Origin of the sequence: Streptomyces fuscichromogenes (assembly GCF_014645815.1) — a bacterium.
In the GTDB taxonomy this organism is placed as follows: Bacteria; Actinomycetota; Actinomycetes; order Streptomycetales; family Streptomycetaceae; genus Streptomyces; species Streptomyces fuscichromogenes.
The window spans coordinates 1-23,897 of sequence record NZ_BMML01000010.1 but is presented as its reverse complement, the minus strand read 5'-3'; the positions used below and the strand labels follow the sequence as shown (position 1 = coordinate 23,897).

At 70.6% G+C, this 23,897-nt stretch carries 24 protein-coding genes; 23 read left to right on the top strand and 1 reads right to left on the bottom strand.

The features are described from left to right. Window positions 1-3 precede the first annotated feature (3 nt). The 10 genes from ruvX (at window position 4) to nusB (ending at window position 9,596) form a co-directional block, all read left to right on the top strand. Window positions 4-468 carry a Holliday junction resolvase RuvX gene (ruvX, locus tag IEZ11_RS22400; protein WP_189264629.1) on the top strand — a complete coding sequence of 155 codons (465 nt, stop codon included), beginning with the start codon at window positions 4-6 and terminating at the stop codon, window positions 466-468. 123 nt (window positions 469-591) lie between these two features. Beyond that, window positions 592-2,322, top strand: coding sequence for an endolytic transglycosylase MltG (gene mltG / locus IEZ11_RS22395; RefSeq protein ID WP_189264628.1), 1,731 nt, complete (start codon window positions 592-594; stop codon window positions 2,320-2,322). Further along, window positions 2,303-3,142, top strand: coding sequence for a shikimate dehydrogenase (locus IEZ11_RS22390; RefSeq protein WP_189264627.1), 840 nt, complete (start codon window positions 2,303-2,305; stop codon window positions 3,140-3,142). The genes mltG and IEZ11_RS22390 overlap by 20 nt, the downstream gene beginning before the upstream one ends. Window positions 3,143-3,397: 255 nt before the next feature. Further along, window positions 3,398-4,582, top strand: coding sequence for a chorismate synthase (gene aroC, locus IEZ11_RS22385; RefSeq protein WP_189264626.1), 1,185 nt, complete (start codon window positions 3,398-3,400; stop codon window positions 4,580-4,582). A gap of 32 nt (window positions 4,583-4,614) precedes the next feature. Beyond that, complete coding sequence (locus tag IEZ11_RS22380; protein WP_189264905.1) at window positions 4,615-5,097, top strand: shikimate kinase; 483 nt, start codon at window positions 4,615-4,617, stop codon at window positions 5,095-5,097. After that, a complete protein-coding gene (aroB, locus tag IEZ11_RS22375; RefSeq protein WP_189264625.1) occupies window positions 5,094-6,185 on the top strand; it encodes a 3-dehydroquinate synthase in 1,092 nt (363 codons plus the stop codon). Before IEZ11_RS22380 ends, aroB begins: the two co-directional genes overlap by 4 nt. Window positions 6,186-6,327: 142 nt before the next feature. Next, window positions 6,328-7,146 (top strand): Pro-rich N-terminal domain-containing protein, encoded by an 819-nt coding sequence (locus IEZ11_RS22370; protein WP_189264624.1) that lies wholly within the window; start codon window positions 6,328-6,330, stop codon window positions 7,144-7,146. A 290-nt stretch (window positions 7,147-7,436) separates the two neighbouring features. Further along, the gene (locus tag IEZ11_RS22365) at window positions 7,437-8,543 is read left to right on the top strand and encodes an aminopeptidase P family protein (protein WP_189264623.1); all 1,107 of its coding nucleotides are present in this window, start codon (window positions 7,437-7,439) and stop codon (window positions 8,541-8,543) included. Between the two features lie 52 nt (window positions 8,544-8,595). Further along, complete coding sequence (gene efp / locus IEZ11_RS22360) at window positions 8,596-9,162, top strand: elongation factor P (RefSeq protein WP_189264622.1); 567 nt, start codon at window positions 8,596-8,598, stop codon at window positions 9,160-9,162. A 2-nt stretch (window positions 9,163-9,164) separates the two neighbouring features. Next, on the top strand, window positions 9,165-9,596 hold the full coding sequence (nusB, locus tag IEZ11_RS22355) for a transcription antitermination factor NusB (RefSeq protein ID WP_189264621.1): 432 nt from the start codon (window positions 9,165-9,167) through the stop codon (window positions 9,594-9,596). A gap of 250 nt (window positions 9,597-9,846) precedes the next feature. Here the strand turns inward: nusB and bldD are convergent, their stop codons facing one another. Next, complete coding sequence (bldD, locus tag IEZ11_RS22350; RefSeq protein WP_014671524.1) at window positions 9,847-10,350, bottom strand: transcriptional regulator BldD; 504 nt, start codon at window positions 10,348-10,350, stop codon at window positions 9,847-9,849. 252 nt (window positions 10,351-10,602) lie between these two features. Here bldD and pyrR point away from each other — a divergent pair, with 252 nt between their 5' ends. The 13 genes from pyrR to IEZ11_RS22285 form a co-directional block, all read left to right on the top strand. Continuing rightward, entirely contained in the window at window positions 10,603-11,193 is a 591-nt protein-coding gene (gene pyrR / locus IEZ11_RS22345) for a bifunctional pyr operon transcriptional regulator/uracil phosphoribosyltransferase PyrR (RefSeq protein WP_189264620.1), read from the top strand. Between the two features lie 84 nt (window positions 11,194-11,277). Beyond that, window positions 11,278-12,258: an aspartate carbamoyltransferase catalytic subunit gene (locus tag IEZ11_RS22340; RefSeq protein ID WP_189264619.1), complete on the top strand. Its 981-nt coding sequence runs from the start codon at window positions 11,278-11,280 to the stop codon at window positions 12,256-12,258. Window positions 12,259-12,263: 5 nt separating this feature from the next. Beyond that, the gene (locus IEZ11_RS22335; protein ID WP_189264618.1) at window positions 12,264-13,550 is read left to right on the top strand and encodes a dihydroorotase; all 1,287 of its coding nucleotides are present in this window, start codon (window positions 12,264-12,266) and stop codon (window positions 13,548-13,550) included. Next, on the top strand, window positions 13,547-14,116 hold the full coding sequence (locus IEZ11_RS22330) for a PH-like domain-containing protein (protein ID WP_189264617.1): 570 nt from the start codon (window positions 13,547-13,549) through the stop codon (window positions 14,114-14,116). The genes IEZ11_RS22335 and IEZ11_RS22330 overlap by 4 nt, the downstream gene beginning before the upstream one ends. Continuing rightward, the gene (gene carA, locus IEZ11_RS22325) at window positions 14,113-15,255 is read left to right on the top strand and encodes a glutamine-hydrolyzing carbamoyl-phosphate synthase small subunit (RefSeq protein ID WP_189264616.1); all 1,143 of its coding nucleotides are present in this window, start codon (window positions 14,113-14,115) and stop codon (window positions 15,253-15,255) included. The genes IEZ11_RS22330 and carA overlap by 4 nt, the downstream gene beginning before the upstream one ends. After that, window positions 15,248-18,559 (top strand): carbamoyl-phosphate synthase large subunit, encoded by a 3,312-nt coding sequence (gene carB / locus IEZ11_RS22320; RefSeq protein WP_189264615.1) that lies wholly within the window; start codon window positions 15,248-15,250, stop codon window positions 18,557-18,559. The genes carA and carB overlap by 8 nt, the downstream gene beginning before the upstream one ends. A gap of 120 nt (window positions 18,560-18,679) precedes the next feature. Then, the gene (locus tag IEZ11_RS22315) at window positions 18,680-19,786 is read left to right on the top strand and encodes a quinone-dependent dihydroorotate dehydrogenase (protein WP_189264614.1); all 1,107 of its coding nucleotides are present in this window, start codon (window positions 18,680-18,682) and stop codon (window positions 19,784-19,786) included. Further along, window positions 19,783-20,628, top strand: coding sequence for an orotidine-5'-phosphate decarboxylase (gene pyrF, locus IEZ11_RS22310; RefSeq protein ID WP_189264613.1), 846 nt, complete (start codon window positions 19,783-19,785; stop codon window positions 20,626-20,628). Before IEZ11_RS22315 ends, pyrF begins: the two co-directional genes overlap by 4 nt. Window positions 20,629-20,895: 267 nt before the next feature. After that, a complete protein-coding gene (locus tag IEZ11_RS22305; protein ID WP_003977346.1) occupies window positions 20,896-21,219 on the top strand; it encodes an integration host factor in 324 nt (107 codons plus the stop codon). A gap of 60 nt (window positions 21,220-21,279) precedes the next feature. Continuing rightward, a complete protein-coding gene (gmk, locus tag IEZ11_RS22300; protein WP_189264612.1) occupies window positions 21,280-21,873 on the top strand; it encodes a guanylate kinase in 594 nt (197 codons plus the stop codon). Between the two features lie 51 nt (window positions 21,874-21,924). Then, window positions 21,925-22,197: a DNA-directed RNA polymerase subunit omega gene (gene rpoZ, locus IEZ11_RS22295; protein WP_005319902.1), complete on the top strand. Its 273-nt coding sequence runs from the start codon at window positions 21,925-21,927 to the stop codon at window positions 22,195-22,197. A gap of 111 nt (window positions 22,198-22,308) precedes the next feature. Next, entirely contained in the window at window positions 22,309-23,514 is a 1,206-nt protein-coding gene (coaBC, locus tag IEZ11_RS22290; RefSeq protein ID WP_189264611.1) for a bifunctional phosphopantothenoylcysteine decarboxylase/phosphopantothenate--cysteine ligase CoaBC, read from the top strand. 239 nt (window positions 23,515-23,753) lie between these two features. After that, window positions 23,754-23,897: S-adenosylmethionine synthetase N-terminal domain-containing protein (locus IEZ11_RS22285; RefSeq protein WP_308426488.1), on the top strand; the 144-nt coding region annotated here is incomplete at its 3' end.

Genomic DNA, 23,897 nt, shown 5'->3' with positions numbered 1-23,897 from the left:
GAGATGCGCAGAGGACGTCGGCTCGCGATCGACGTCGGGGACGCCCGGATCGGGGTCGCCTCGTGCGATCCCGACGGGATCCTCGCCACCCCGGTCGAGACCGTTCCCGGCCGGGACATCCCGGCGGCCCACCGCCGGCTGCGGCAACTGGTCGAGGAGTACGAACCGATCGAGGTCGTCGTCGGGCTCCCGCGCTCCCTCAAGGGGGGCGAGGGCCCGGCCGCCGTCAAGGTGCGGGCCTTCGCTCAGGAGATCGCCAAGGGCATCAAGCCGGTGCCGGTCCGGCTGGTCGACGAGCGGATGACGACCGTGACGGCCAGCCAGGGACTGCGCGCCTCGGGGGTGAAGTCCAAGAAGGGCCGCTCGGTCATCGACCAGGCCGCCGCTGTGATCATCCTCCAGCAGGCGCTGGAATCCGAACGGGTGTCAGGTAAACCACCCGGCGAGGGCGTCGAAGTAGTCATCTGATCGCGATACGGTAACGTTCCGCGCGATGCGATGGTTTTCGAACAGCCACCGCACAGTAAGAGGCGGAACGGTCAACCGGCCCACCAGCCGCGTGACGCGCCGTCTCGCGGCTCTAGGGGATCGATGACTGAGTATGGCCGGGGCCCAGGCTCCGAACCGTGGCATCCGGAGGACCCGTTGTACGGGGACGACGGATGGGGCGGTCAGCAGGCCCAGGTGGGCCAGCAGTCCTCCTACGGCGGTCAGCCGCAGCACTACCCGCAGCAGTCGCAGCAGCAGTACGGCGACTGGGGCCAGCACCCGCAGGCCGGGTACGACCAGCAGCAGTACGCGTACTACGACGAGCAGGGCCAACTCCAGTACGCCGAAGGGTACGGTCAGCAGCAGTACGACCAGCAGTACGACCAGCAGCAGTACGTCGGGCATGCTCCGCAGCAGTACCACCAGGGCACCTGGGACGCGGCCGGCACCCACGGCGAGGTGCCCTACGCCGCCGACCCGGGTGACCCCTACGGCCAGCAACCCGTCGCCTACGGTGGCGAGCAGCCCGACTTCTACGGCACCGAGGACGCCTACCCGCCGCCGGAGCCGCCCGGCCGCAGGCGTGACCCCGAGCCGGAGCCGCAGCCGGAGCCCGCCGTCGAGGAGGAGGAAGAGCAGCACCCCTTCTTCACGGGCGCGGACGACGGCGACGACGACGCGGACGACGACGATCCGAAAGGACGCCGCGGTGGTGGCCGCGGCAAGGACGCCAAGGGCGGCAAGGGGGCCAAGAAGCGCCGCAACGGCTGCGCCTGCCTGGTGGTCTGCCTGGTCTTCGGCGGTGGCGCGGCCACCGTCGGCTACTACGGCTGGCACTTCTACCAAAATCGTTTCGGCACGGCCCCGGACTACGCGGGTAGTGGCAACAGCGAGACCGTGACCGTCCAGATCCCCAAGGGTGCGGGGGGATACGAGATCGGGCGGCGGCTGAAGGAGGCCGGTGTCGTCAAGAGCGTCGACGCGTTCGTCCACGCGCAGACGCAGAACTCGAAGGGCGACACGATCCAGGCGGGTGCCTACACCCTCAAGAAGGAGATGTCCGCCGCGAGTTGCGTCCTGCTGATGCTCGACCCGAGCAGCCAGGCCAACGTCATCGTCACCCCGGGCGAGCGCGCCGCAGCGGTCTATGTGGCACTCGACAAGAAACTCGGCCTTTCCGCAGGCACCACCCGGAAGGTCGCCAAGGCCCAGTACAAGAGCCTGGGCCTGCCGAGCTACGCGAACACCAACAGCAAGATCATGGACCCGCTCGAGGGCTTCCTCTACCCGGGTAACTATCCCGCGGCCAAGGGGATGAAGCCCGATGCGATCCTGAAACAGATGGTCGCCGCGGCCAAGGAGGAGTACGCCACCTACGACCTCGTGGCACAGGCGAAGAAGTATGACCTGGACAACCCGCTGCAGGTCATCACGGTCGCCAGTCTCGTCCAGGCCGAAGGGAAGACGCACGACGACTTCCGCAAGATGGCGGAAGTGGTCTACAACCGTCTCAAGACCACGAACACCGAGACGAACCAGTTGCTGCAATTCGACTCGACCTTCAACTACCTGAAGGGCACCAGCAACATCCATATCAGTGAGTCGGAGATCAACAGCAACAGGGACCCGTACAACACGTACACGCAGAAGGGTCTTCCGCCCGGTCCGATCGGTAACCCCGGCGAGGACGCACTGAAGGCGGCACTGAATCCGACCGACGACGGCTGGATGTATTTCGTGGCCACCGACGGCGTCAATAATACCGAATTCGCCAAGACTAACGCCGAATTCGAAAAGCTCAAGGAAAAATTCAATGCCAGCTCGGGCCACTGACGCCCGCCGGGCCGCCGTGCTCGGTAAGCCCATCGCACACTCCCTCTCCCCGGTGCTGCACCGGGCCGCGTACGACGAACTCGGCCTCGCCGACTGGTCGTACGAGCGCTTCGAGATCGACGAGGCCCGGCTGCCCGGCTTCCTCGGGACGCTGGGACCGGAGTGGGCGGGGCTGTCGCTGACCATGCCGCTGAAGCGGGCGGTCATCCCGCTGGTCGACGAGATCAGCGAGACGGCCGCCTCCGTCGACGCGGTCAACACCGTCGTCTTCACCGAGGACGGACGCCGGCTCGGCGACAACACCGACATCCCGGGCATGGTCGCCGCGCTCCGTGAGCACGGCATCGAACAGGTCGACTCCGCCGCCGTCCTCGGCGCCGGCGCCACCGCCTCCTCCGCGCTGGCCGCCCTCGCCCGGATCTGCACCGGCGAGGTCGTCGCCTACGTCCGCAGCGAGGAGCGCGCCGCCGAGATGCGGCACTGGGGCGAGCGGCTCGACGTCGAGGTCCGCACCGCCGACTGGGCCGACGCCGAGCAGGCCCTGCACGCCCCCCTGGTGATCGCCACCACTCCGGCCGGCACCACCGACGCCCTCGCCGGCGCCGTACCGGAGCGCCCCACCACCCTCTTCGACGTCCTCTACCACCCCTGGCCCACCGCCCTGGCCGCTCGCTGGTCCATGTTCGGGGGCGCCGTGGTCAGCGGCCTCGACCTGCTCGTGCACCAGGCCGTGCTCCAGGTCGAGCAGATGACCGGTCGCGCCCCGGCCCCGTTGGACGCCATGCGCCGGGCCGGGGAGAAGGCGCTCGCCGAGCGCTGAGGGCTCCGCTGAAGAGCCGGCGCCGGACCCGTTCGCCCGCGGCGGCGGCCGCACATCGGCGCAGACCTCTGCCCCTCGCCGGGGCGCCGAACAGGCAGGTCGGCGTCCGACTGCTGGACCGGCGGCCGGGTCCAGCGCCCGGACGTGGGAGGATCGGAGTGGCGGACCGGGGCCGCGCACCCGGTCGGGCCGTCGCCGTACGCGAGGACACGCGTACCCAGGGCAGTACCAGGGCGCGAGCACTGAGGAGCATCGTTGAGCAGGCTGCGTTGGCTGACCGCGGGGGAGTCCCACGGTCCCGCACTTGTCGCGACGCTGGAGGGCCTTCCCGCCGGCGTGCCGATCACGACCGAGATGGTCGCCGACCACCTGGCGCGGCGGCGGCTCGGCTATGGCCGCGGTGCGCGCATGAAGTTCGAGCGTGACGAGGTCACCTTCCTCGGCGGCGTCCGGCACGGTCTGACCCTCGGCTCCCCGGTCGCGATCATGGTGGGCAACTCCGAGTGGCCCAAGTGGGAACAGGTCATGGCGGCCGACCCGGTCGACCCAGAGATCCTCGCCGGACTCGCCCGCAACGCCCCGCTCACCCGGCCCCGTCCCGGCCACGCCGACCTCGCCGGCATGCAGAAGTACGGCTTCGACGAGGCCCGGCCGATCCTGGAGCGCGCCTCCGCCCGGGAGACCGCGGCCCGGGTGGCGCTCGGCGCCGTCGCCCGGTCGTACCTGAAGGAGACGGCCGGCATCGAGATCGTCTCGCACGTCGTCGAGCTCTGCTCCGTCAAGGCCCCGGCCGGCGTGTACCCCGTCCCGGCCGACGTCGAGAAGCTGGACGCCGACCCGCTGCGCTGCCTGGACGCCGACACGTCCAAGGCGATGGTCGCGGAGGTCGACCAGGCCCACAAGGACGGCGACACCCTCGGCGGTGTGGTCGAGGTGGTCGCGTACGGCGTCCCGGTCGGCCTCGGCTCCCACGTGCACTGGGACCGCAAGCTGGACGCCCGGCTCGCCGGGGCCCTGATGGGCATCCAGGCCATCAAGGGCGTCGAGATCGGCGACGGCTTCGAGCTGGCCCGGGTGCCCGGCTCCAAGGCCCACGACGAGATCGTGAACACGCCCGAGGGCCTCCGCCGCGTCTCCGGCCGCGCCGGCGGCACCGAGGGCGGTCTGTCCACCGGCGAGCTGCTGCGGGTCCGGGCCGCGATGAAGCCGATCGCGACCGTGCCGCGTGCCCTGCAGACCGTCGACGTCAGCACCGGCGAGGCCACCCAGGCCCACCACCAGCGCTCCGACGTCTCCGCCGTGCCGGCCGCCGGCATCGTCGCCGAGGCCATGGTCGCGCTCGTCCTCGCGGACGCGGTCGCGGAGAAGTTCGGCGGCGACTCGGTCGCCGAGACCAGCCGGAACGTGCGGTCGTACCTCGACCACCTGGCGATCCGGTGACCGGCACACCGAGGGTGGTGCTGGTCGGACCGATGGGCGTCGGAAAGTCCACGGTCGGGCAGCTGCTCGCCGAGCGGCTCGGCGTCGGCTACCGGGACACCGACGAGGACATCGTCACCGCCGAGGGCCGCGCCATCGCGGACATCTTCGTGGCCGAGGGCGAGCCGGTGTTCCGGGCGATCGAGAAGCGGGCGGTGCGGGTGGCGCTGGCCGAGCACGAGGGGGTCCTCGCGCTCGGCGGGGGCGCGATCCTCGACGCGGAGACCCGCGGCCTGCTCGCCGGCCGACAGGTGGTCTACCTCTCGATGGACGTCGAGGAGGCCGTCAGGCGCACCGGGCTGAACGCGGCCCGGCCGCTGCTCGCCATCAACCCGCGCAAGCAGTGGCGCGAGCTGATGGAAGCCCGGCGGCACCTGTACGAGGAGGTCGCCACCGCCGTGGTCGCGACCGACGACCGTACGCCCGAAGAGGTCACCCAAGCAGCCCTGGACGCACTGGAGTTGAAGGAAGCATGAGCGAGGCAGTCACCCGGATCCAGGTCGGCGGCACGGCAGGCACCGAGCCGTACGAGGTCCTGGTGGGCCGCCAACTCCTCGGCGAACTGGGCGGATTGATCGGCGAGAAGGCCAAGCGGGTCGCCGTCGTGCACCCCGAGGCGCTCGCCGAGACCGGGGACGCGCTCCGCGCCGACCTGGCCGGGCAGGGCTACGAGGCCGTCGCCATCCAGGTGCCGAACGCGGAGGAGGCCAAGACCGCCGAGGTCGCCGCCTACTGCTGGAAGGCGCTTGGCCAGTCCGGCTTCACCCGCTCCGACGTCGTCGTCGGTGTGGGCGGCGGGGCGACGACGGACCTGGCCGGTTTCGTGGCCGCCACCTGGCTGCGGGGCGTTCGCTGGATCGCCGTCCCCACCACCGTCCTCGCCATGGTGGACGCGGCGGTCGGCGGCAAGACCGGCATCAACACGGCCGAGGGCAAGAACCTGGTCGGCGCCTTCCACCCGCCGGCCGGCGTCCTGTGCGACCTGGCCGCCCTCGACTCGCTCCCGGTCAACGACTACGTCTCCGGGCTCGCCGAGATCATCAAGGCCGGCTTCATCGCCGACCCGGTGATCCTGGACCTCATCGAGTCCGACCCCGAGGCCGCGCGCACCCCGGCGGGCCCGCACACGGCCGAACTGATCGAGCGCTCCATCCGGGTGAAGGCGGAGGTCGTCTCCAGCGACCTCAAGGAATCGGGCCTGCGCGAGATCCTGAACTACGGCCACACGCTCGGCCACGCCATCGAGAAGAACGAGCGCTACAAGTGGCGGCACGGCGCCGCGGTCGCCGTCGGCATGCACTTCGCCGCCGAGCTGGGCCGGCTGGCCGGCCGCCTGGACGACGCGACGGCCGACCGCCACCGCACGATCCTCGAATCCGTCGGCCTCCCCCTCCACTACCGCTACGACCAGTGGCCCAAGCTGGTCGAGACGATGAAGGTCGACAAGAAGTCCCGCGGCGACCTCCTCCGCTTCATCGTCCTGGACGGCCTCGCCAAGCCGACCGTCCTGGAGGGCCCCGACCCGGCCGTGCTGCTCGCCGCGTACGGCGAGGTCGGGCAGTAGGTCCGCCGCTGCTCCCGCCGCCCGATTCACCTCGTGGGACGGGCACTTCGGACCGCCCCCGGCCGTTTCACCAAACGACGGCCGGGGGCGGTACCGTTCGGTAGCGAGCGCGGACGAACATGACGAGACGGAGTGGCACCGGATGCAGCACGCAGTGGGATCTCCGCTGCCGCCGCCCCATCGACCGGGGCAGGGACCGACCGGCTGGCAGCCGGCCGCACACCATCCGGGAGCACCCCAGGGGCCCGCACCCGTGCCGCCCCCACCGGCCGCACCGCCGCAGCCGTCAGGCCCGCCGAGCCCCCCGCCGCCCGACACCACGGGCCACGTCCCGCTGCCGCCGGGCGCCCCGGTGGGCATTCCGACCGCGCCCCCGGCCGCCACCATGGCGCCCGACCCGACCACCACCACCCTGGCCGTCCTCCTCATCGGCCCGGCCGGCGCGGGCAAGACCAGCGTGGCCAAGTACTGGGCCGACCACCGCCGGGTGCCCACCGCCCACATCAGCCTCGACGACGTCCGCGAGTGGGTCCGCTCGGGCTTCGCCGACCCCCAGTCCGGCTGGAACGACCACTCCGAGGCCCAGTACCGCCTGGCCCGCCGCACCTGCGGCTTCGCCGCGCGCAACTTCCTGGCCAACGGCATCTCGTGCATCCTCGACGACGCGGTCTTCCCGGACCGCCCGGTCGTCGGCCTCGGCGGCTGGAAGCGGCACGTCGGCCCCGGCCTGCTCCCCGTCGTCCTCCTCCCCGGCCTCGACATCGTCCTGGAGCGCAACGCGGAACGCACCGGCAACCGCCGTCTCACCGACGAGGAGGTGGCCCGCATCCACGGCCGCATGGCGGGCTGGTACGGCTCGGGCCTCCCGATCGTCGACAACTCCCAACTGGACGTCCCCACCACAGCCCGAGTCCTCGACGACGTCCTCGCCAGAGCGATAGCCAGCCCCCCGAACTGGTAGACCGCCCTACAGCTGACGGCCAGCCGGTCTCTCCCCTAGGAGCGCGGGGAACTGCGCGAGCATCCCCCCACCACCCCGCACCCGAAGGCCGGCCGGTCTCCCCCGAGGGGCGCGGGGAACTACGCGAGTAACCCCCATCGCCCCGCACCCGAAGGCCGGCCGATCTCCCCCCTAGGGGCGCGGGGAACTGCGCAGAAAACCCACGGTCCCGCACCCGACAACGGCGCCCCGCCACCCCACTCGGCCCCCTCCAACCGGCACAAAACGCCCACCCCTCCTACGCTCGACTCATGTCAGACGTGTACGCGGCCCGCCGAACCAGGCTGAGGGAACGCTGCCACGCGGCCGGCAGCCAGTCCGCCGTCATCTCGCACCCGGCCAACGTGCGATACCTCGCCGGCGCCGCCCCCACCGGCTCCGTCCTGCTCCTCGGCAAGCGCGAGGATCTCCTCGTCTGCCCCGGCCCGCCCGACGACCGCCCCACCGAGGCCCGCCCCGACGAGTCCCTGCGGCCGCACCTCCTCAAGGGCCCCGGCGGTGACCCCGCCGTGGCCGCCGCCGACCTCGCCGCCGCCCAGGACACCGACGCCCTCGCCGTCGAGGAGCACCACCTCACCGTGGCCCGGCACCGCGCCCTCGCCTCAGTCGCCCCCGGCCTCCGCCTGGCCGACCTGGGCAGCGCCGTCGAGCAGCTCAGGGTCGTCAAGGACGAGGAGGAGATCTCCTGCCTCCGCATCGGCGCCGAGATCGCCGACCAGGCCCTCGGCGAGCTGCTGGAGTCGATCCTCGTCGGCCGTACCGAACGCCACCTCGCCCTGGAACTGGAGCGCCGCCTGGTCGACCACGGTGCCGACGGCCCGGCCTTCCCCACCTCCGTGGCGACCGGCCCGAACTCCGGCCGCCGCGGCCACCGCCCCACCGACCGCAGGGTCGAGGAGGGCGACTTCCTCTCCGTCTGCCTCGGCGCCACCTACCGCGGCTACCGCTGCGAGATCGGCCGTACCTTCGTCATCGGCACCTCGCCCGCCGACTGGCAGATCGAGCTCTACGACCTCGTCTTCGCCGCCCAGCGGGCCGGCCGGGAGAGCCTGGTACCCGGCGCCGCCTACCGCGACGTCGACCGCGCCGCCCGCCAGGTACTGGACTCCGCGGGCTATGCGGAAGGCCTCCAGCCCCTCACCGGACACGGTGTCGGACTCGAAATCGACGAGGACCCGCAGCTCGCCCCTTCAGCCATGGGTAAACTGGACGCTTGCGTGCCGGTCACCGTCGAACCGGGGGTCCACCTCCCGGGCCGGGGCGGCGTCCGGATCGATGACACGCTCGTCGTGCGCCCCGAGGCGGACGGCGGACCCGAGCTACTCACCATCACGACCAAGGAGCTGCTCGCACTCTAGGCAAAGTGCGTGCCCCGGGGTCGTCCACGTCAGTCCAGGAGATTCCGCAACCGTGGCTTCCACGAACGACCTCAAGAACGGCCTGGTGCTCAAGCTCGAAGGCGGCCAGCTCTGGTCCGTCGTCGAGTTCCAGCACGTCAAGCCCGGCAAGGGCCCCGCATTCGTGCGCACCAAGCTCAAGAACGTGCTGTCCGGCAAGGTGGTCGACAAGACCTTCAACGCCGGCGTCAAGGTCGAGACGGCCACTGTCGACAAGCGCGACATGCAGTTCTCGTACATGGACGGCGAGTACTTCGTCTTCATGGACATGGAGACCTACGACCAGCTGCACATCGACCGGAAGGCCGTCGGCGACGCCGCGAACTTCCTGATCGAGGGCTTCACCGCCACCGTCGCGCAGCACGAGGGCGAGGTGCTCTTCGTCGAGCTGCCGGCCGCCGTCGAGCTGGTCATCGCCGAGACCGAGCCCGGTGTCCAGGGCGACCGCTCCACCGGTGGCACCAAGCCGGCCACCCTGGAGACCGGCCACCAGATCCAGGTCCCGCTCTTCATCACCACCGGTGAGAAGATCAAGGTCGACACCCGCACGAGCGACTACCTCGGCCGGGTGAACAGCTAACCGTGGCTGCCCGCAACACGGCCCGCAAGCGTGCCTTCCAGATCCTCTTCGAGGGCGACCAGCGCGGGGCCGATGTCCTGACCGTGCTCGCGGACTGGATCCGGCTGTCCCGGGACGACACCCGGCAGCCGCCGGTGAGCGAGTACACCATGCAGCTGGTCGAGGGCTACGCCGTGCACGCGAAGCGGATCGACGAGCTGATCGCCCAGTACGCGGTGGGCTGGACGCTGGACCGGATGCCGGTCGTCGACCGCAACATCCTGCGTCTGGGCGCGTACGAGCTGATCTGGGTCGACGAGACGCCGGACGCCGTCGTCCTCGATGAGATGGTGCAGCTCGCCAAGGAGTTCTCGACGGACGAGTCGCCCTCGTTCGTGAACGGGCTCCTTGGGCGTCTGAAGGAGTTGAAGCCGTCGCTGCGCCGGGAGGCGTGAGCCGACAGAACGCCCGGAGGGCCCGCAGCGTGCCTCGCTGCGGGCCCTCCGGCGTTCGTGTGCCCAATGGGTGGGGTGGTGCGGCTGTAGGGCGGCTGCGGGCCGTGTGGGGCTTGTCGCGCTTCCCCGCGCCCCTTGGGGGTGGCGGACACGCCGCTCAGGACGTGAGCGCCGGAAAACCGCAGGGGTGGCCGGAACCGTCAAGTTCCGGCCACCCCGGCGGCACGTTTCTGCTCAGTCGTTGCAGGGCTCAGGCCTCTTCGTGGGTGGCCACCGCACGGCGGGCGTCCGCGTCCAGGACGCCCCAGCTGATCAGCTGCTCGGTCAGGACCGAGGGGGACTGGTCGTAGATGACGGCCAGTGTGCGCAGGTCGTCCTGGCGGATCGACAGCACCTTGCCGTTGTAGTCACCGCGCTGGGACTGGATGGTCGCCGCGTAGCGCTGCAGCGGGCCCGCCTTCTCGGCCGGCACGGTGGCCAGCCGCTCCAGGTCGAGGACCAGCTTCGGCGGGGGCTCGGCGGCACCGCCCGGGGTCGTGCCCGGCAGCAGCTCCTGCACCGGAACCCCGTAGAAATCCGCCAACTCTGCAAGGCGCTGTACGGTCACGGCACGGTCGCCGCGCTCGTACGAACCGACCACCACGGCCTTCCAGCGACCCTGGGACTTCTCCTCGACACCGTGGAGGGAAAGGCCCTGCTGGGTGCGGATGGCCCGGAGCTTGGCCCCGAGCTGTTTGGCGTATTCGCTGGACATATAGCTCCCCGGACACTGTGTCGACGCGGCCGGCCTTGGTCCTGCCGCGCGGCTGGTAACTCACTGTGAGGTTACGCAGCGTTACTCTGCTGCGTCAAGCCGAATGGTCCGCACCGACTCTTCCGTGGTGACGATGACCGATTACGCCAGGGGGGTGATCAGGGGCCTCTTCGCCACCTGCTACCGTTGATGGCGCAAATCCGACGTCCTTTAAAGTCCGTCCCGTGAGGCGGAGAAGGGGGTCCGTTTCGTATGGACAAGCAGAACCAGCAGGAAAAGCCCGACACCGCGGTGCAGGCTTCCGATGCCCGGCCCGTTCTCGAAGGCCCCGACATCGCGCGGGTGCTGACCCGCATCGCCCACGAGATCGTCGAGCGCGCCAAGGGCGCCGACGACGTGGTCCTCCTCGGCATCCCGACCCGCGGTGTCTTCCTCGCCCAGCGGCTCGCCGCCAAGCTGGCGGAGATCACCGACCGCAAGACGCCCGTCGGTTCGCTCGACATCACCATGTACCGCGACGACCTGCGCATGCACCCGCCGCGGGCGCTGGCCCGCACCGAGATCCCCGGTGACGGCATCGACGGCAGACTGGTCGTCCTCGTCGACGACGTGCTCTTCTCCGGCCGCACCATCCGCGCCGCCCTCGACGCCCTGAACGACATCGGGCGGCCCCGCGCGGTCCAGCTCGCGGTGCTCGTCGACCGCGGCCACCGCGAACTGCCCATCCGCGCCGACTACGTCGGCAAGAACCTCCCCACGTCGTTGCGGGAGACGGTCAAGGTCCTGCTCGCCGAGGAGGACGGTCGCGACACCGTGCTGCTCGGCGTGAAGCCGACCTCGTAGCAGGCCGAGGGGCCGCACCACCCCGGTGCGCCCATGCCTGCCCGCAATCTCCCGATATGTGAACTGCCTTACGGAGCCTGACAGATGCAGCGTCATCTCATCTCGGCCGCCGACCTCACCCGCGACGACGCCGTCCTGATCCTCGACACCGCCGAGGAGATGGCCCGGGTCGCCGACCGGCCGATCAAGAAGCTGCCGACCCTGCGCGGCCGCACCGTCGTCAACCTCTTCTTCGAGGACTCGACCCGGACCCGGATCTCCTTCGAAGCCGCCGAGAAGCGCCTCTCCGCCGACGTCATCAACTTCACCGCCAAGGGGTCCAGCGTCTCCAAGGGCGAGTCCCTGAAGGACACCGCCCAGACCCTGGAGGCGATGGGCGTGGACGCCGTCGTCATCCGGCACGGCGCCTCCGGAGCCCCCTACCGCCTCGCCAACTCCGGCTGGATCGACGCGGCCGTCATCAACGCCGGCGACGGCACCCACCAGCACCCCACCCAGGCCCTCCTGGACGCCTTCACCATGCGCCGCCGCCTGGTCGGCCGCGACGCCGGGATAGGGCAGGACCTGGCCGGCAAGCGCATCACGATCGTCGGCGACGTCCTGCACAGCCGCGTCGCCCGATCCAACGTCGACCTGCTGCACACCCTCGGCGCCGAGGTCACCCTGGTCGCCCCGCCCACCCTGGTGCCGGTCGGCGTCGAGCGGTGGCCCTGCGAGGTGTCCTACGACCTCGACGCGGTACTGCCCAAGTCCGACGCGGTGATGATGCTCCGCGTGCAGCGCGAGCGCATGAACGCGGCGTTCTTCCCGACCGAGCGTGAGTACTCGCGGCGCTACGGCCTCGACGGCGAGCGCATGGCGAAGATGCCCGAGCACGCCATCGTGATGCACCCCGGCCCGATGGTCCGCGGCATGGAGATCACCGCCGAGGTCGCCGACTCCGAGCGCTGCACCGTCGTCGAGCAGGTCGCAAACGGAGTCTCCATCCGGATGGCCGTTCTGTACCTCCTGCTCGGCGGCAACGAACCCGCCGTCAGCCACGCCCGCACCACCGAGGAGAAGTAAGACCCATGAGCAAGATCCTGATCCGTGGTGCGAGGGTGCTCGGCGGCGAGCCGCAGGACGTCCTGATCGACGGCGAGACCATCGAGGCGGTCGGCTCCGGTCTGTCCGCCGACGGGGCCGAGGTCGTCGAGGCCGGCGGCAAGGTGCTGCTGCCGGGCCTCGTGGACCTGCACACACATCTGCGCGAGCCCGGCCGCGAGGACTCCGAGACCGTCCTCACCGGCACCCGCGCGGCCGCGAGCGGCGGCTACACGGCCGTCTTCGCCATGGCCAACACCTTCCCGGTCGCCGACACCGCCGGCGTCGTCGAGCAGGTCTACCGGCTCGGCCAGGAGCACGGCTACTGCGACGTCCAGCCCATCGGCGCGGTCACCGTCGGCCTGGAGGGCAGGAAGCTCGCCGAGCTGGGCGCCATGCACGAGTCGGCCGCCGGGGTCACCGTCTTCTCCGACGACGGCAAGTGCGTCGACGACGCCGTGATCATGCGCCGCGCGCTGGAGTACGTGAAGGCCTTCGGCGGGGTCGTCGCCCAGCACGCCCAGGAGCCCCGGCTGACCGAGGGCGCCCAGATGAACGAGGGCGTCGTCTCGGCGGAGCTGGGGCTCGGGGGCTGGCCCGCGGTCGCCGAGGAGTCGGTCATCGCCCGGGACGTCCTGCTCGCCGAGCACGTCGGCTCCCGCGTCCACATCTGCCACCTCTCCACCGCCGGCTCCGTCGAGATCGTGCGCTGGGCCAAGTCCCGGGGCATCGACGTCACCGCCGAGGTCACCCCGCACCACCTGCTCCTCACCGACGAGCTGGTGCGGTCGTACAACCCGGTCTACAAGGTCAACCCGCCGCTGCGCACCGAGCGGGACGTGCTGGCGCTGCGCGAGGCACTCGCCGACGGCACCATCGACATCGTCGCCACCGACCACGCCCCGCACCCGCACGAGGACAAGGACTGCGAGTGGGCCGCGGCCGCCATGGGGATGGTGGGCCTGGAGACCGCGCTGTCGGTGGTCCAGGAGACCATGGTGGACACGGGCCTGCTGACCTGGGCCGGAGTCGCGGACCGGATGTCCGTGAAGCCGGCGCGGATCGGCCGGGCCGCCGGTCATGGCCGTCCCGTCTCGGCAGGTGAGCCCGCCAACCTCACGCTCGTCGACACCGAATACCGTGGCCAGGTGGACCCCGCGGGCTTCGCCTCGCGCAGCCGCAACACCCCGTACGAGGGACGCGAGCTGCCGGGCCGTGTCACCCACACGTGGCTGCGGGGCAAGGCGACGCTCGTGGACGGGAAGCTGACGTGACACCTCTGATCCTGCTGGCCGACGAGAAGAAGTCGGCCGCGGTCACCGACTGGTCCGCCCGCGTCGGCTGGCTCGTCGGCCTCGCCCTCTTCGTCGCGCTCGTCTACTGGCTGATGCGCGAGGGCTGGAAGTGGCGCGGCACCCTCCAGGGCGACCTGCCCGAGCTCCCCACCGCGCCGGACGACCCCGGCGAGGCGAAACTGACGATGAGCGGCCGCTACCACGGCTCCACCACCGCCGGGCAGTGGCTGGACCGCATCGTGGCACGCGGCCTCGGCTCCCGCAGCCGGGCCGAGCTCACCCTGACCGACGCGGGCCTGGACGTCGTACGTCCCGGCGCGACCGACTTCTTCATCCCCGCCGACGCGCTCCGCGAGGCCCTGCTCGGCAAGGGCATCGCGGGCAAGGTCCTCACCGAGGGCGGACTCCTCGTGGTGACCTGGCAGCACGGCGACCGGCTGATCGACTCCGGATTCCGCTCGGACCACGCGGCCGAGCAGACCGAATGGGTCGAGGCCATCAACTCCATGATCAAGACACCCAGCACGGAAGGCGCCGAACGATGACGACCTCCACCAGGGGAGCCACCAGGGTTCCCGCCGTACTCGTCCTGGAGGACGGCCGGATCTTCCGCGGCCGCGCCTACGGGGCCGTGGGGGAGACCTTCGGCGAGGCCGTGTTCTCCACCGGCATGACCGGCTACCAGGAGACCCTGACCGACCCGTCGTACGACCGCCAGATCGTGGTCGCCACCGCCCCCCAGATCGGCAACACGGGGTGGAACGACGAGGACGACGAGTCCAGCCGCATCTGGGTCTCCGGCTACGTCGTGCGCGACCCCTCGCGCGTGCCCTCCAACTGGCGCGCCAAGCGTTCGCTCGACGCGGAACTGGTGGCGCAGGGCGTGGTCGGCATCTCCGGGATCGACACCCGCGCCCTCACCCGGCACCTGCGCGAGCGCGGCTCGATGCGCGCCGGCGTGTTCTCCGGCGAGGCGATCGCCACCGACGCCGAACTCCTCGCGCGCGTGCAGGCCCAGCCGCACATGAAGGGCGCCTCGCTCTACGAGGAGGTCGCGACCAAGGAGGCGTACGTCGTCCCGGCGGTCGGGGAGAAGCGGTTCACCGTCGCCGCCATAGACCTCGGCATCAAGGGCATGACCCCGCAGCGCATGGCCGAGCGCGGCATCGAGGTGCACGTGCTGCCCGCGACCGCCACCGAGGACGACGTGTACGCCGTCTCCCCGGACGGCGTGTTCTTCTCCAACGGCCCCGGCGACCCGGCCACGGCCGACGGCCCGGTGGCCCTGATGACCGCAGTCCTGGCGCGGAGGACCCCGCTCTTCGGCATCTGCTTCGGCAACCAGATCCTCGGCCGCGCGCTCGGCTTCGGCACCTACAAGCTGAAGTACGGCCACCGGGGCATCAACCAGCCGGTCCAGGACCGTACGACCGGCAAGGTCGAGGTCACCGCGCACAACCACGGCTTCGCCGTGGACGCGCCGCTCGACCAGGTCAGCGAGACGAGGTTCGGCCGCGCCGAGGTCTCGCACGTCTGCCTCAACGACGACGTCGTGGAGGGGCTGCAGCTGCTCGACCAGCCTGCCTTCTCCGTCCAGTACCACCCCGAAGCGGCAGCGGGCCCGCACGACGCCGCCTACCTGTTCGACCGCTTCGTTTCCCTGATGGAGGGCCAGCGTGCCTAAGCGCACCGATATCCAGTCCGTCCTGGTCATCGGCTCCGGCCCGATCGTCATCGGCCAGGCCGCCGAGTTCGACTACTCCGGCACCCAGGCCTGCCGCGTGCTGCGCGCCGAGGGCCTCAGGGTCGTCCTCGTCAACTCCAACCCGGCGACGATCATGACCGACCCGGAGATCGCCGACGCCACGTACGTCGAGCCGATCACCCCCGAGTTCGTCGAGAAGATCATCGCCAAGGAGCGTCCCGACGCCCTGCTGCCCACCCTGGGCGGCCAGACGGCCCTGAACACCGCGATCTCGCTCGACAAGAACGGCGTCCTCGCCAAGTACGGCGTCGAGCTGATCGGCGCCAACGTCGAGGCCATCAACAAGGGCGAGGACCGCGACCTCTTCAAGGACGTCGTGGAGGAGGTCCGCCGCAAGATCGGCCACGGCGAGTCCGCGCGCTCCGTCATCTGCCACACCATGGACGAGGTCATCGCGGGCGTCGAGGAGCTCGGCGGCGGCTACCCGGTCGTGGTCCGCCCCTCCTTCACCATGGGCGGCGCCGGCTCCGGCTTCGCGCACGACGAGGAGGAGCTGCGCCGGATCGCCGGTCAGGGCCTCACGCTCTCCCCGACCACCGAGGTGCTCCTGGAGGAGTCCATCCTGGGCTGGAAGGAGTACGAGCTGGAGCTGATGCGCGACAAGCACGACAACGTCGTGGTCGTCTGCTCCATCGAGAACTTCGACCCCATGGGCGTGCACACCGGCGACTCGATCACGGTGGCGCCCGCGATGACGCTGACCGACCGCGAGTACCAGATCCTCCGCGACATCGGCATCGCAGTGATCCGCGAGGTCGGCGTGGACACGGGTGGCTGCAACATCCAGTTCGCGGTCAACCCCGAGGACGGCCGGGTCATCGTCATCGAGATGAACCCGCGCGTGTCGCGGTCCTCGGCGCTCGCCTCCAAGGCGACCGGATTCCCGATCGCGAAGATCGCGGCGAAGCTTGCCGTCGGTTACACCCTGGATGAAATCCCCAACGACATCACGCAGGAGACCCCGGCCTCCTTCGAGCCCACGCTCGACTACGTGGTCGTCAAGGCCCCGCGCTTCGCGTTCGAGAAGTTCCCGCAGGCCGACTCCACGCTGACCACCACCATGAAGTCGGTCGGTGAGGCGATGGCGATCGGCCGGAACTTCCCCGAGGCCTTCCAGAAGGCGCTGCGTTCGCTGGAGAAGAAGGGCAGCCAGTTCACCTTCGTCGGCGAGCCCGGCGACAAGGACGACCTGCTGCGCGAGTCGGTACGGCCCACCGACGGCCGGATCAACACCGTCATGCAGGCCATCCGCGCGGGCGCCACGCCCGAGGAGGTCTTCGAGTACACGAAGATCGACCCGTGGTTCGTGGACCAGCTCTTCCTGATCAAGGAGATCGCGGACGAGCTGGCCGAGGCGCCGGAGCTGAGCGCTGAGCTGCTCGCCGACGCCAAGCGGCACGGCTTCTCCGACCAGCAGATCGGCGAGATCCGCGGGCTGCGCGAGGACGTCGTCCGCGAGGTCCGGCACGCGCTCGGCGTACGCCCGATCTACAAGACGGTCGACACCTGCGCCGCCGAGTTCGCCGCGAAGACGCCGTACTTCTACTCCTCCTACGACGAGGAGACCGAGGTCGCGCCGCGCGAGAAGCCGGCCGTCATCATCCTGGGCTCCGGTCCCAACCGCATCGGCCAGGGCATCGAGTTCGACTACTCGTGCGTGCACGCGTCCTTCGCGCTGAGCGACGCGGGCTACGAGACGGTGATGGTCAACTGCAACCCGGAGACCGTCTCCACCGACTACGACACCTCCGACCGGCTGTACTTCGAGCCGCTGACGCTGGAGGACGTGCTGGAGATCGTGCACGCCGAACAGCAGGCTGGTCCGGTCGCCGGTGTGGTGGTCCAGCTGGGCGGCCAGACCCCGCTGGGCCTGTCCCAGGCGCTGAAGGACAACGGCGTACCGATCGTCGGCACCTCCCCGGAAGCCATCCACGCGGCCGAGGACCGGGGTGCCTTCGGACGGGTCCTCGCCGAGGCGGGCCTGCCGGCCCCCAAGCACGGCACCGCGACCACCTTCGCCGAGGCCAAGGCCATCGCCGACGAGATCGGCTACCCGGTGCTCGTCCGGCCGTCGTACGTGCTCGGCGGGCGTGGCATGGAGATCGTCTACGAGGAGTCGCGCCTCGCCACCTACATCGCCGAGTCGACCGAGATCAGCCCCTCCCGGCCGGTGCTCGTCGACCGGTTCCTGGACGACGCGATCGAGATCGACGTCGACGCGTTGTACGACGGCCAGGAGCTGTACCTCGGCGGGGTCATGGAGCACATCGAGGAAGCCGGTATCCACTCCGGCGACTCGGCCTGCGCCCTGCCCCCGATCACGCTGGGCGGCTTCGACATCAAGCGGCTGCGGGCCTCGACCGAGGCCATCGCGAAGGGCGTCGGCGTCCGCGGCCTGATCAACATCCAGTTCGCCATGGCCGGGGACATCCTCTACGTCCTCGAAGCCAACCCGCGCGCGTCCCGTACGGTCCCCTTCACCTCGAAGGCGACCGCGGTACCGCTGGCCAAGGCCGCCGCCCGGATCTCGCTGGGCGCGACCGTCGCCGAGCTGCGTGCCGAGGGGCTGCTGCCGGCCCACGGTGACGGCGGCGAGCTGCCCTTCGACGCGCCGATCTCCGTCAAGGAGGCGGTCATGCCGTGGTCGCGGTTCCGCGACATCCAGGGGCGCGGGGTGGACACCGTCCTCGGCCCGGAGATGCGCTCCACCGGCGAGGTCATGGGCATCGACTCCGTCTTCGGCACGGCGTACGCCAAGTCGCAGGCCGGGGCGTACGGGCCGCTGCCCACCAAGGGCCGCGCGTTCATCTCCGTCGCCAACCGCGACAAGCGCTCCATGATCTTCCCGGCCCGCGAGCTGGTCGCCCACGGCTTCGAGCTGCTGGCCACCTCGGGCACGGCCGAGGTGCTCAAGCGCAACGGCATCAACGCGACCGTCGTCCGCAAGCAGTCGGAGGGGGTCGGCCCCAACGGCGAGAAGACGATCGTGCAGCTCGTCCACGACGGCGAGGTGGACCTCATCGTCAACACGCCGTACGGCACCGGGGGTCGCCTGGACGGGTACGAGATCCGGACGGCCGCGGTGGCCCGGTCGGTGCCGTGCCTGACGACCGTGCAGGCGCTGGCGGCGGCCGTGCAGGGGATCGACGCGCTGAATCACGGCGGCGTGGGGGTGCGGTCGCTGCAGGAGCATGCGGAGAGGTTGACGGCCGCGCGGGACTGACAGGCCGTGGTTCGGCTGCGGGCCGGTGGGGGCCGGTCGCGCAGTTCCCCGCGCCCCTTGAGGGCGCTCGGCTGAGGGGGGACTCCGGAAACGGCGTCCCCCCTTCGTGTGAGGACACCGATGTACAAGATCTTTTTCCAGCTCGTCTTCCGGCGGATGGATCCCGAGGCCGCTCACCATCTCGCCTTCCGGTGGATCCGGCTCGCCGCCCGCATTCCCGTGCTGCGCACCTTCGTCGCGGCCGCGCTCGCGCCCCGCTACAAGGAGCTGCGCACCGAGGCCTTCGGGCTGCGGATGCACGGGCCCTTCGGGCTGGCCGCCGGCTTCGACAAGAACGCCGTCGCGATCGACGGGATGTCCATGCTCGGCTTCGACCACGTCGAGATCGGCACGGTCACCGGGGAGGCGCAGCCCGGCAACCCCAGGAAGCGGATGTTCCGGCTCGTCGCGGACCGGGCGCTGATCAACCGCATGGGCTTCAACAACGACGGTTCGCTGGCCGTCGCCGCGCGGCTGGCGACCCGGGAGGCCGTCTTCAGGACCGTCGTGGGCGTGAACATCGGCAAGACCAAGGTCGTACCGGAGGCCGAGGCCGTCGGCGACTACGTGAAGTCCGCCGAGCGGCTCGCGCCGTACGCCGACTACCTGGTCGTGAACGTGTCGTCCCCGAACACGCCGGGCCTGCGCAGCCTCCAGGCGGTCGACCAGCTGCGGCCGCTGCTGACGGCCGTGCGCGAGGCCGCCGACCGGGTGGCGGCGAACCGCCGGGTGCCGCTGCTGGTGAAGATCGCGCCGGACCTCGCCGACGAGGACGTCGACGCCGTCGCCGACCTGGCCGTGGAGCTGGGTCTGGACGGGATCATCGCGACCAACACCACCATCGCGCGGGACGAGTTGGGGCTGCGCTCCGATCCCGCGCTGGTGCAGGAGACCGGCGGGCTCTCCGGGGCGCCGCTCAAGGCGCGCTCCCTGGAGGTGCTGCGGCGGCTGTACGCGCGCGTGGGCGACCGGATCACCCTGGTGGGCGTCGGCGGCATCGAGAACGCCGAGGACGCCTGGCAGCGCATCCTGGCCGGTGCCACGCTGGTCCAGGGCTACAGCGCCTTCGTCTACGAGGGGCCGTTCTACGCTCGCGCCCTCCACAAGGGCCTCGCGGCGCGCCTGCGCACCAGCCCGTACGCCACCCTCGCCGACGCGGTCGGCGCCGACGTGAGGAAGACCGTATGAGCCCCTTGGAGCCCTTCGGCGCGCGGCTGCGCCGCGTGATGGACGAGCGCGGTCCGCTGTGCGTCGGTATCGACCCGCACGCCTCCCTGCTCTCCGAGTGGGGTCTGAACGACGACGTGGTGGGCCTGGAGCGGTTCAGCCGTACCGTCGTCGAGGCGGTGGCCGACCGGGTCGCCGTGATGAAGCCGCAGAGCGCGTTCTTCGAGCGGTTCGGGGCGCGCGGGGTCGCCGTGCTGGAGCGGGTGGTCGAGGAGGCGCGGGCGGCCGGGGCGCTGGTCGTGATGGACGCCAAGCGCGGCGACATCGGCTCGACCATGGCCGGGTACGCGGAGGCCTATCTGCGCAAGGACGCCCCGCTGTTCTCGGACGCCCTGACCGTCTCGCCGTACCTCGGCTACGGCTCGCTCAGCCCGGCCGTCGCGCTGGCCCGGGAGACCGGGGCCGGCCTGTTCGTGCTGGCGCTCACCTCCAATCCGGAGGGTCCCGAGGTACAGCACGCGGTGCGCGCCGACGGCCGGACGGTCGGTGCCACCGTACTGGCGCACCTGGCCGCCGAGAACGCGGGGGAGGAGCCGCTGGGTTCCTTCGGCGCCGTCGTCGGTGCCACGGTCGGCGACCTGTCGTCGTACGACCTCGACATCAACGGCCCGATCCTCGCGCCGGGCGTGGGTGCGCAGGGGGCGACGGCGGCCGATCTCCCCACGGTCTTCGGGGCCGCGGTGCGCAACGTGGTTCCAAACGTGAGCCGAGGTGTTTTGCGTCACGGTCCCGATGTCGGGGCCCTGCGGGCGGCCGCGGACCGGTTCGCGGGTGAGATCCGGGACGTCGTCGCAGGTCGGTGAGGACTGCGCGGCGCGCCGCGACGGGCACTTCGGGGTCTGCCCGAACGTGAATACATCCTCAAATCCCGGGCAGTATGTCTGAAATGTCTGTCCTCACGGAGGCTGACCAGGACTTTTCCGCTGTTCTCGCTGACTCCGGCGGACTTGCCCGCTAGTCTCCGAGCAGAGTCAACGGGCAAGCGTGTTGCTCGTAGCTCCCCAGGTGTGGGGCGACTAGGTTCCTCACCGGTCCGTATCCGACAGTTCGACATCCGAGGTGACGTAGGCGTGGCTCTTCCGCCCCTTACCCCTGAACAGCGCGCAGCCGCGCTCGAAAAGGCCGCCGCGGCTCGCCGGGAGCGGGCCGAGGTCAAGAATCGACTCAAGCACTCCGGCGCCTCTCTTCACGAGGTCATCAAGCAGGGCCAGGAGAACGACGTCATCGGCAAGATGAAGGTCTCCGCCCTGCTCGAGTCCCTGCCGGGCGTGGGCAAGGTCCGCGCCAAGCAGATCATGGAGCGTCTCGGGATCTCCGAGAGCCGTCGAGTCCGTGGCCTCGGGTCCAACCAGATCGCCTCCCTGGAGCGCGAGTTCGGCAGCACCGGCTCCTGATCATCGGGCCGTCCGGGACAGCCGTCCCGGGCAGCCTGCGATTGCTGGAATAATCGCTGCATGGCTGCAACATTCCGGGGGACGACCCCCGAGCCCCCGGACGTACGTCCGCGGCTGACCGTGCTCTCCGGCCCCTCCGGGGTCGGCAAGAGCACGGTCGTCGCTCATATGCGCAAAGAACACCCCGAGGTCTGGCTCTCGGTGTCGGCGACCACCCGCAGGCCCCGGCCGGGCGAGAAGCACGGCGTCCACTACTTCTTCGTCTCCGACGAGGAGATGGACAAGCTGATCGCCAACGGCGAGCTCCTGGAGTGGGCCGAATTCGCCGGCAACCGCTACGGCACCCCGCGCGCCGCCGTGCTGGAGCACCTCGAAGCCGGTGTGCCGGTCCTGCTGGAGATCGACCTCCAGGGTGCCCGGCAGGTCCGCGAGACCATGCCGGAGGGCCGGCTGGTGTTCCTGGCCCCGCCCTCCTGGGAGGAGCTGGTGCGCAGGCTCACCGGACGCGGCACCGAGGCGCCCGAGGTGATCGAGCGGCGGCTGGACGCGGCCAAGATCGAACTCGCGGCCGAGCCGGAGTTCGACGAGACACTGGTCAACACCTCCGTCGAGGACGTGGCGCGCGAGCTGCTAGCCTTGATGGACGTTGTGTGATCGTTGCTGATCATTCAGACTGAATCTTTCCCATCCATCGGAAGGCAGAGCGTGTCCTCTTCCATCACCGCGCCCGAGGGCATCATCAACCCTCCGATCGACGAGCTCCTCGAGGCCACCGACTCGAAGTACAGCCTCGTGATCTACGCGGCCAAGCGTGCCCGCCAGATCAACGCGTACTACTCGCAGCTCGGCGAGGGCCTCCTCGAGTACGTCGGTCCGCTCGTCGACACCCACGTCCACGAGAAGCCGCTCTCCATCGCCCTGCGCGAGATCAACGCGGGTCTGCTGACCTCCGAGGCCATCGAAGGCCCGGCGCAGTAGTACCTTCAGATTGCGGTTGACTTATCCACAGGCCCGGCAGTCACGCTGCCGGGCCTGTGGTGTGTGATGGAGTCGTCGATCCGACGAGGCGATTCAACGAGTGGAGGCCCGGTGGACAAGCCGAAGGTCGTGCTGGGGGTCAGTGGCGGCATCGCCGCGTACAAGGCCTGTGAGCTGCTGCGAAGGTTCAGCGAGTCGGGCCATGACGTGCGGGTCGTGCCCACCGCCTCCGCGCTGCACTTCGTCGGCGCCGCCACCTGGTCCGCCCTCTCCGGCAACCCCGTCTCCACCGAGGTCTGGGACCACGTCGAAGAGGTCCCGCACGTCCGCATCGGCCAGCACGCCGACCTGGTCGTCGTCGCCCCCGCCACCGCCGACATGCTCGCCAAGGCCGCCCACGGCCTCGCCGACGACCTGCTCACCAACACCCTCCTCACGGCCCGCTGTCCGGTCGTCTTCGCCCCCGCGATGCACACCGAGATGTGGGAGCACCCGGCCACCCAGGAGAACGTGGCCACGCTGCGCCGGCGCGGTGCCCTCGTGATCGAACCGGCGGTCGGCCGCCTCACCGGCGTCGACACCGGCAAGGGGCGGCTGCCCGACCCGGCGGAGATCTTCGAGGTCTGCCGCCGCGTCCTCGCGCGAGGGGTGCGGGAACCGGACCTGGCCGGCCGTCATGTCGTCGTCTCGGCCGGCGGCACCCGCGAGCCCCTCGACCCCGTCCGCTTCCTCGGCAACCGCTCCTCCGGCAAGCAGGGCTACGCCCTCGCCCGCACGGCCGCCGCCCGGGGTGCCCGGGTGACGCTGGTCGCCGCGAACGCCACCGGCCTGCCCGACCCGGCCGGCGTGGACGTCGTCCCGGTCGGTACGGCCGTGCAGCTGCGCGAGGCGGTGCTGAAGGCGGCCGCCGACGCCGACGCCGTGGTGATGGCGGCGGCCGTCGCCGACTTCCGCCCCGCCGTCTACGCGGCCGGGAAGATCAAGAAGAAGGACGGCCAGGAACCCGAGCCGATCGTCCTGGTGCGGAATCCGGACATCCTCGCGGAGATCTCCGCCGACCGGGCGCGGTCCGGACAGGTGATCGTCGGCTTCGCCGCGGAGACCGACGACGTCCTCGCCAACGGCCGGACCAAGCTGGCCCGCAAGGGCTGCGATCTGCTCGTGGTCAACGAGGTGGGGGAGCGGAAGACGTTCGGTTCCGAGGAGAACGAGGCCCTGGTGCTCGGCGCCGACGGCAGCGAGACGCCTGTGCCGCACGGGCCGAAGGAGGCTCTCGCCGACACCGTCTGGGATCTGGTCGCGGCCCGTTTGGGTTAACTTATTTCAGCCATATGTCAACTTTCCCGGGTACGACATAAGGGCGTGGTGGCTCTGGCCAAGGCCGCCGGGCATTGGGCAGAATGCCCGTGCCGCAGGTCACAGCACTCCCGAGTGTCGAGACAGGTGGGCCGGCGGACGAGTGCGACCGATAAACTGTTCTCGGACGGTGCCCGGGTGCAGCCCCCGTGTCGTCCGCCAATGATCAGCCAGCAGCCGCTGCAACCCCAGGGAGCGTTGTGTCCCGTCGCCTGTTCACCTCGGAGTCCGTGACCGAGGGTCACCCCGACAAGATCGCTGACCAGATCAGCGACACCATTCTCGACGCGCTGCTGCGCGAGGACCGCACCTCCCGGGTCGCCGTCGAGACGTTGATCACCACC

What these genes read in the sequence shown, in the direction of transcription:
- ruvX (WP_189264629.1), top strand. Translation starts at nt 4, where the DNA reads ATGCGCAGAGGACGTCGGCTCGCGATCGACGTCGGGGACGCCCGGATC.
- mltG (WP_189264628.1), top strand. Translation starts at nt 592, where the DNA reads ATGACTGAGTATGGCCGGGGCCCAGGCTCCGAACCGTGGCATCCGGAG.
- IEZ11_RS22390 (WP_189264627.1), top strand. Translation starts at nt 2,303, where the DNA reads ATGCCAGCTCGGGCCACTGACGCCCGCCGGGCCGCCGTGCTCGGTAAG.
- IEZ11_RS22380 (WP_189264905.1), top strand. Translation starts at nt 4,615, where the DNA reads ATGGGCGTCGGAAAGTCCACGGTCGGGCAGCTGCTCGCCGAGCGGCTC.
- aroB (WP_189264625.1), top strand. Translation starts at nt 5,094, where the DNA reads ATGAGCGAGGCAGTCACCCGGATCCAGGTCGGCGGCACGGCAGGCACC.
- IEZ11_RS22370 (WP_189264624.1), top strand. Translation starts at nt 6,328, where the DNA reads ATGCAGCACGCAGTGGGATCTCCGCTGCCGCCGCCCCATCGACCGGGG.
- IEZ11_RS22365 (WP_189264623.1), top strand. Translation starts at nt 7,437, where the DNA reads ATGTCAGACGTGTACGCGGCCCGCCGAACCAGGCTGAGGGAACGCTGC.
- bldD (WP_014671524.1), bottom strand. Translation starts at nt 10,350, where the DNA reads ATGTCCAGCGAATACGCCAAACAGCTCGGGGCCAAGCTCCGGGCCATC.
- pyrR (WP_189264620.1), top strand. Translation starts at nt 10,603, where the DNA reads ATGGACAAGCAGAACCAGCAGGAAAAGCCCGACACCGCGGTGCAGGCT.
- IEZ11_RS22340 (WP_189264619.1), top strand. Translation starts at nt 11,278, where the DNA reads ATGCAGCGTCATCTCATCTCGGCCGCCGACCTCACCCGCGACGACGCC.
- IEZ11_RS22335 (WP_189264618.1), top strand. Translation starts at nt 12,264, where the DNA reads ATGAGCAAGATCCTGATCCGTGGTGCGAGGGTGCTCGGCGGCGAGCCG.
- carA (WP_189264616.1), top strand. Translation starts at nt 14,113, where the DNA reads ATGACGACCTCCACCAGGGGAGCCACCAGGGTTCCCGCCGTACTCGTC.
- IEZ11_RS22315 (WP_189264614.1), top strand. Translation starts at nt 18,680, where the DNA reads ATGTACAAGATCTTTTTCCAGCTCGTCTTCCGGCGGATGGATCCCGAG.
- pyrF (WP_189264613.1), top strand. Translation starts at nt 19,783, where the DNA reads ATGAGCCCCTTGGAGCCCTTCGGCGCGCGGCTGCGCCGCGTGATGGAC.
- gmk (WP_189264612.1), top strand. Translation starts at nt 21,280, where the DNA reads ATGGCTGCAACATTCCGGGGGACGACCCCCGAGCCCCCGGACGTACGT.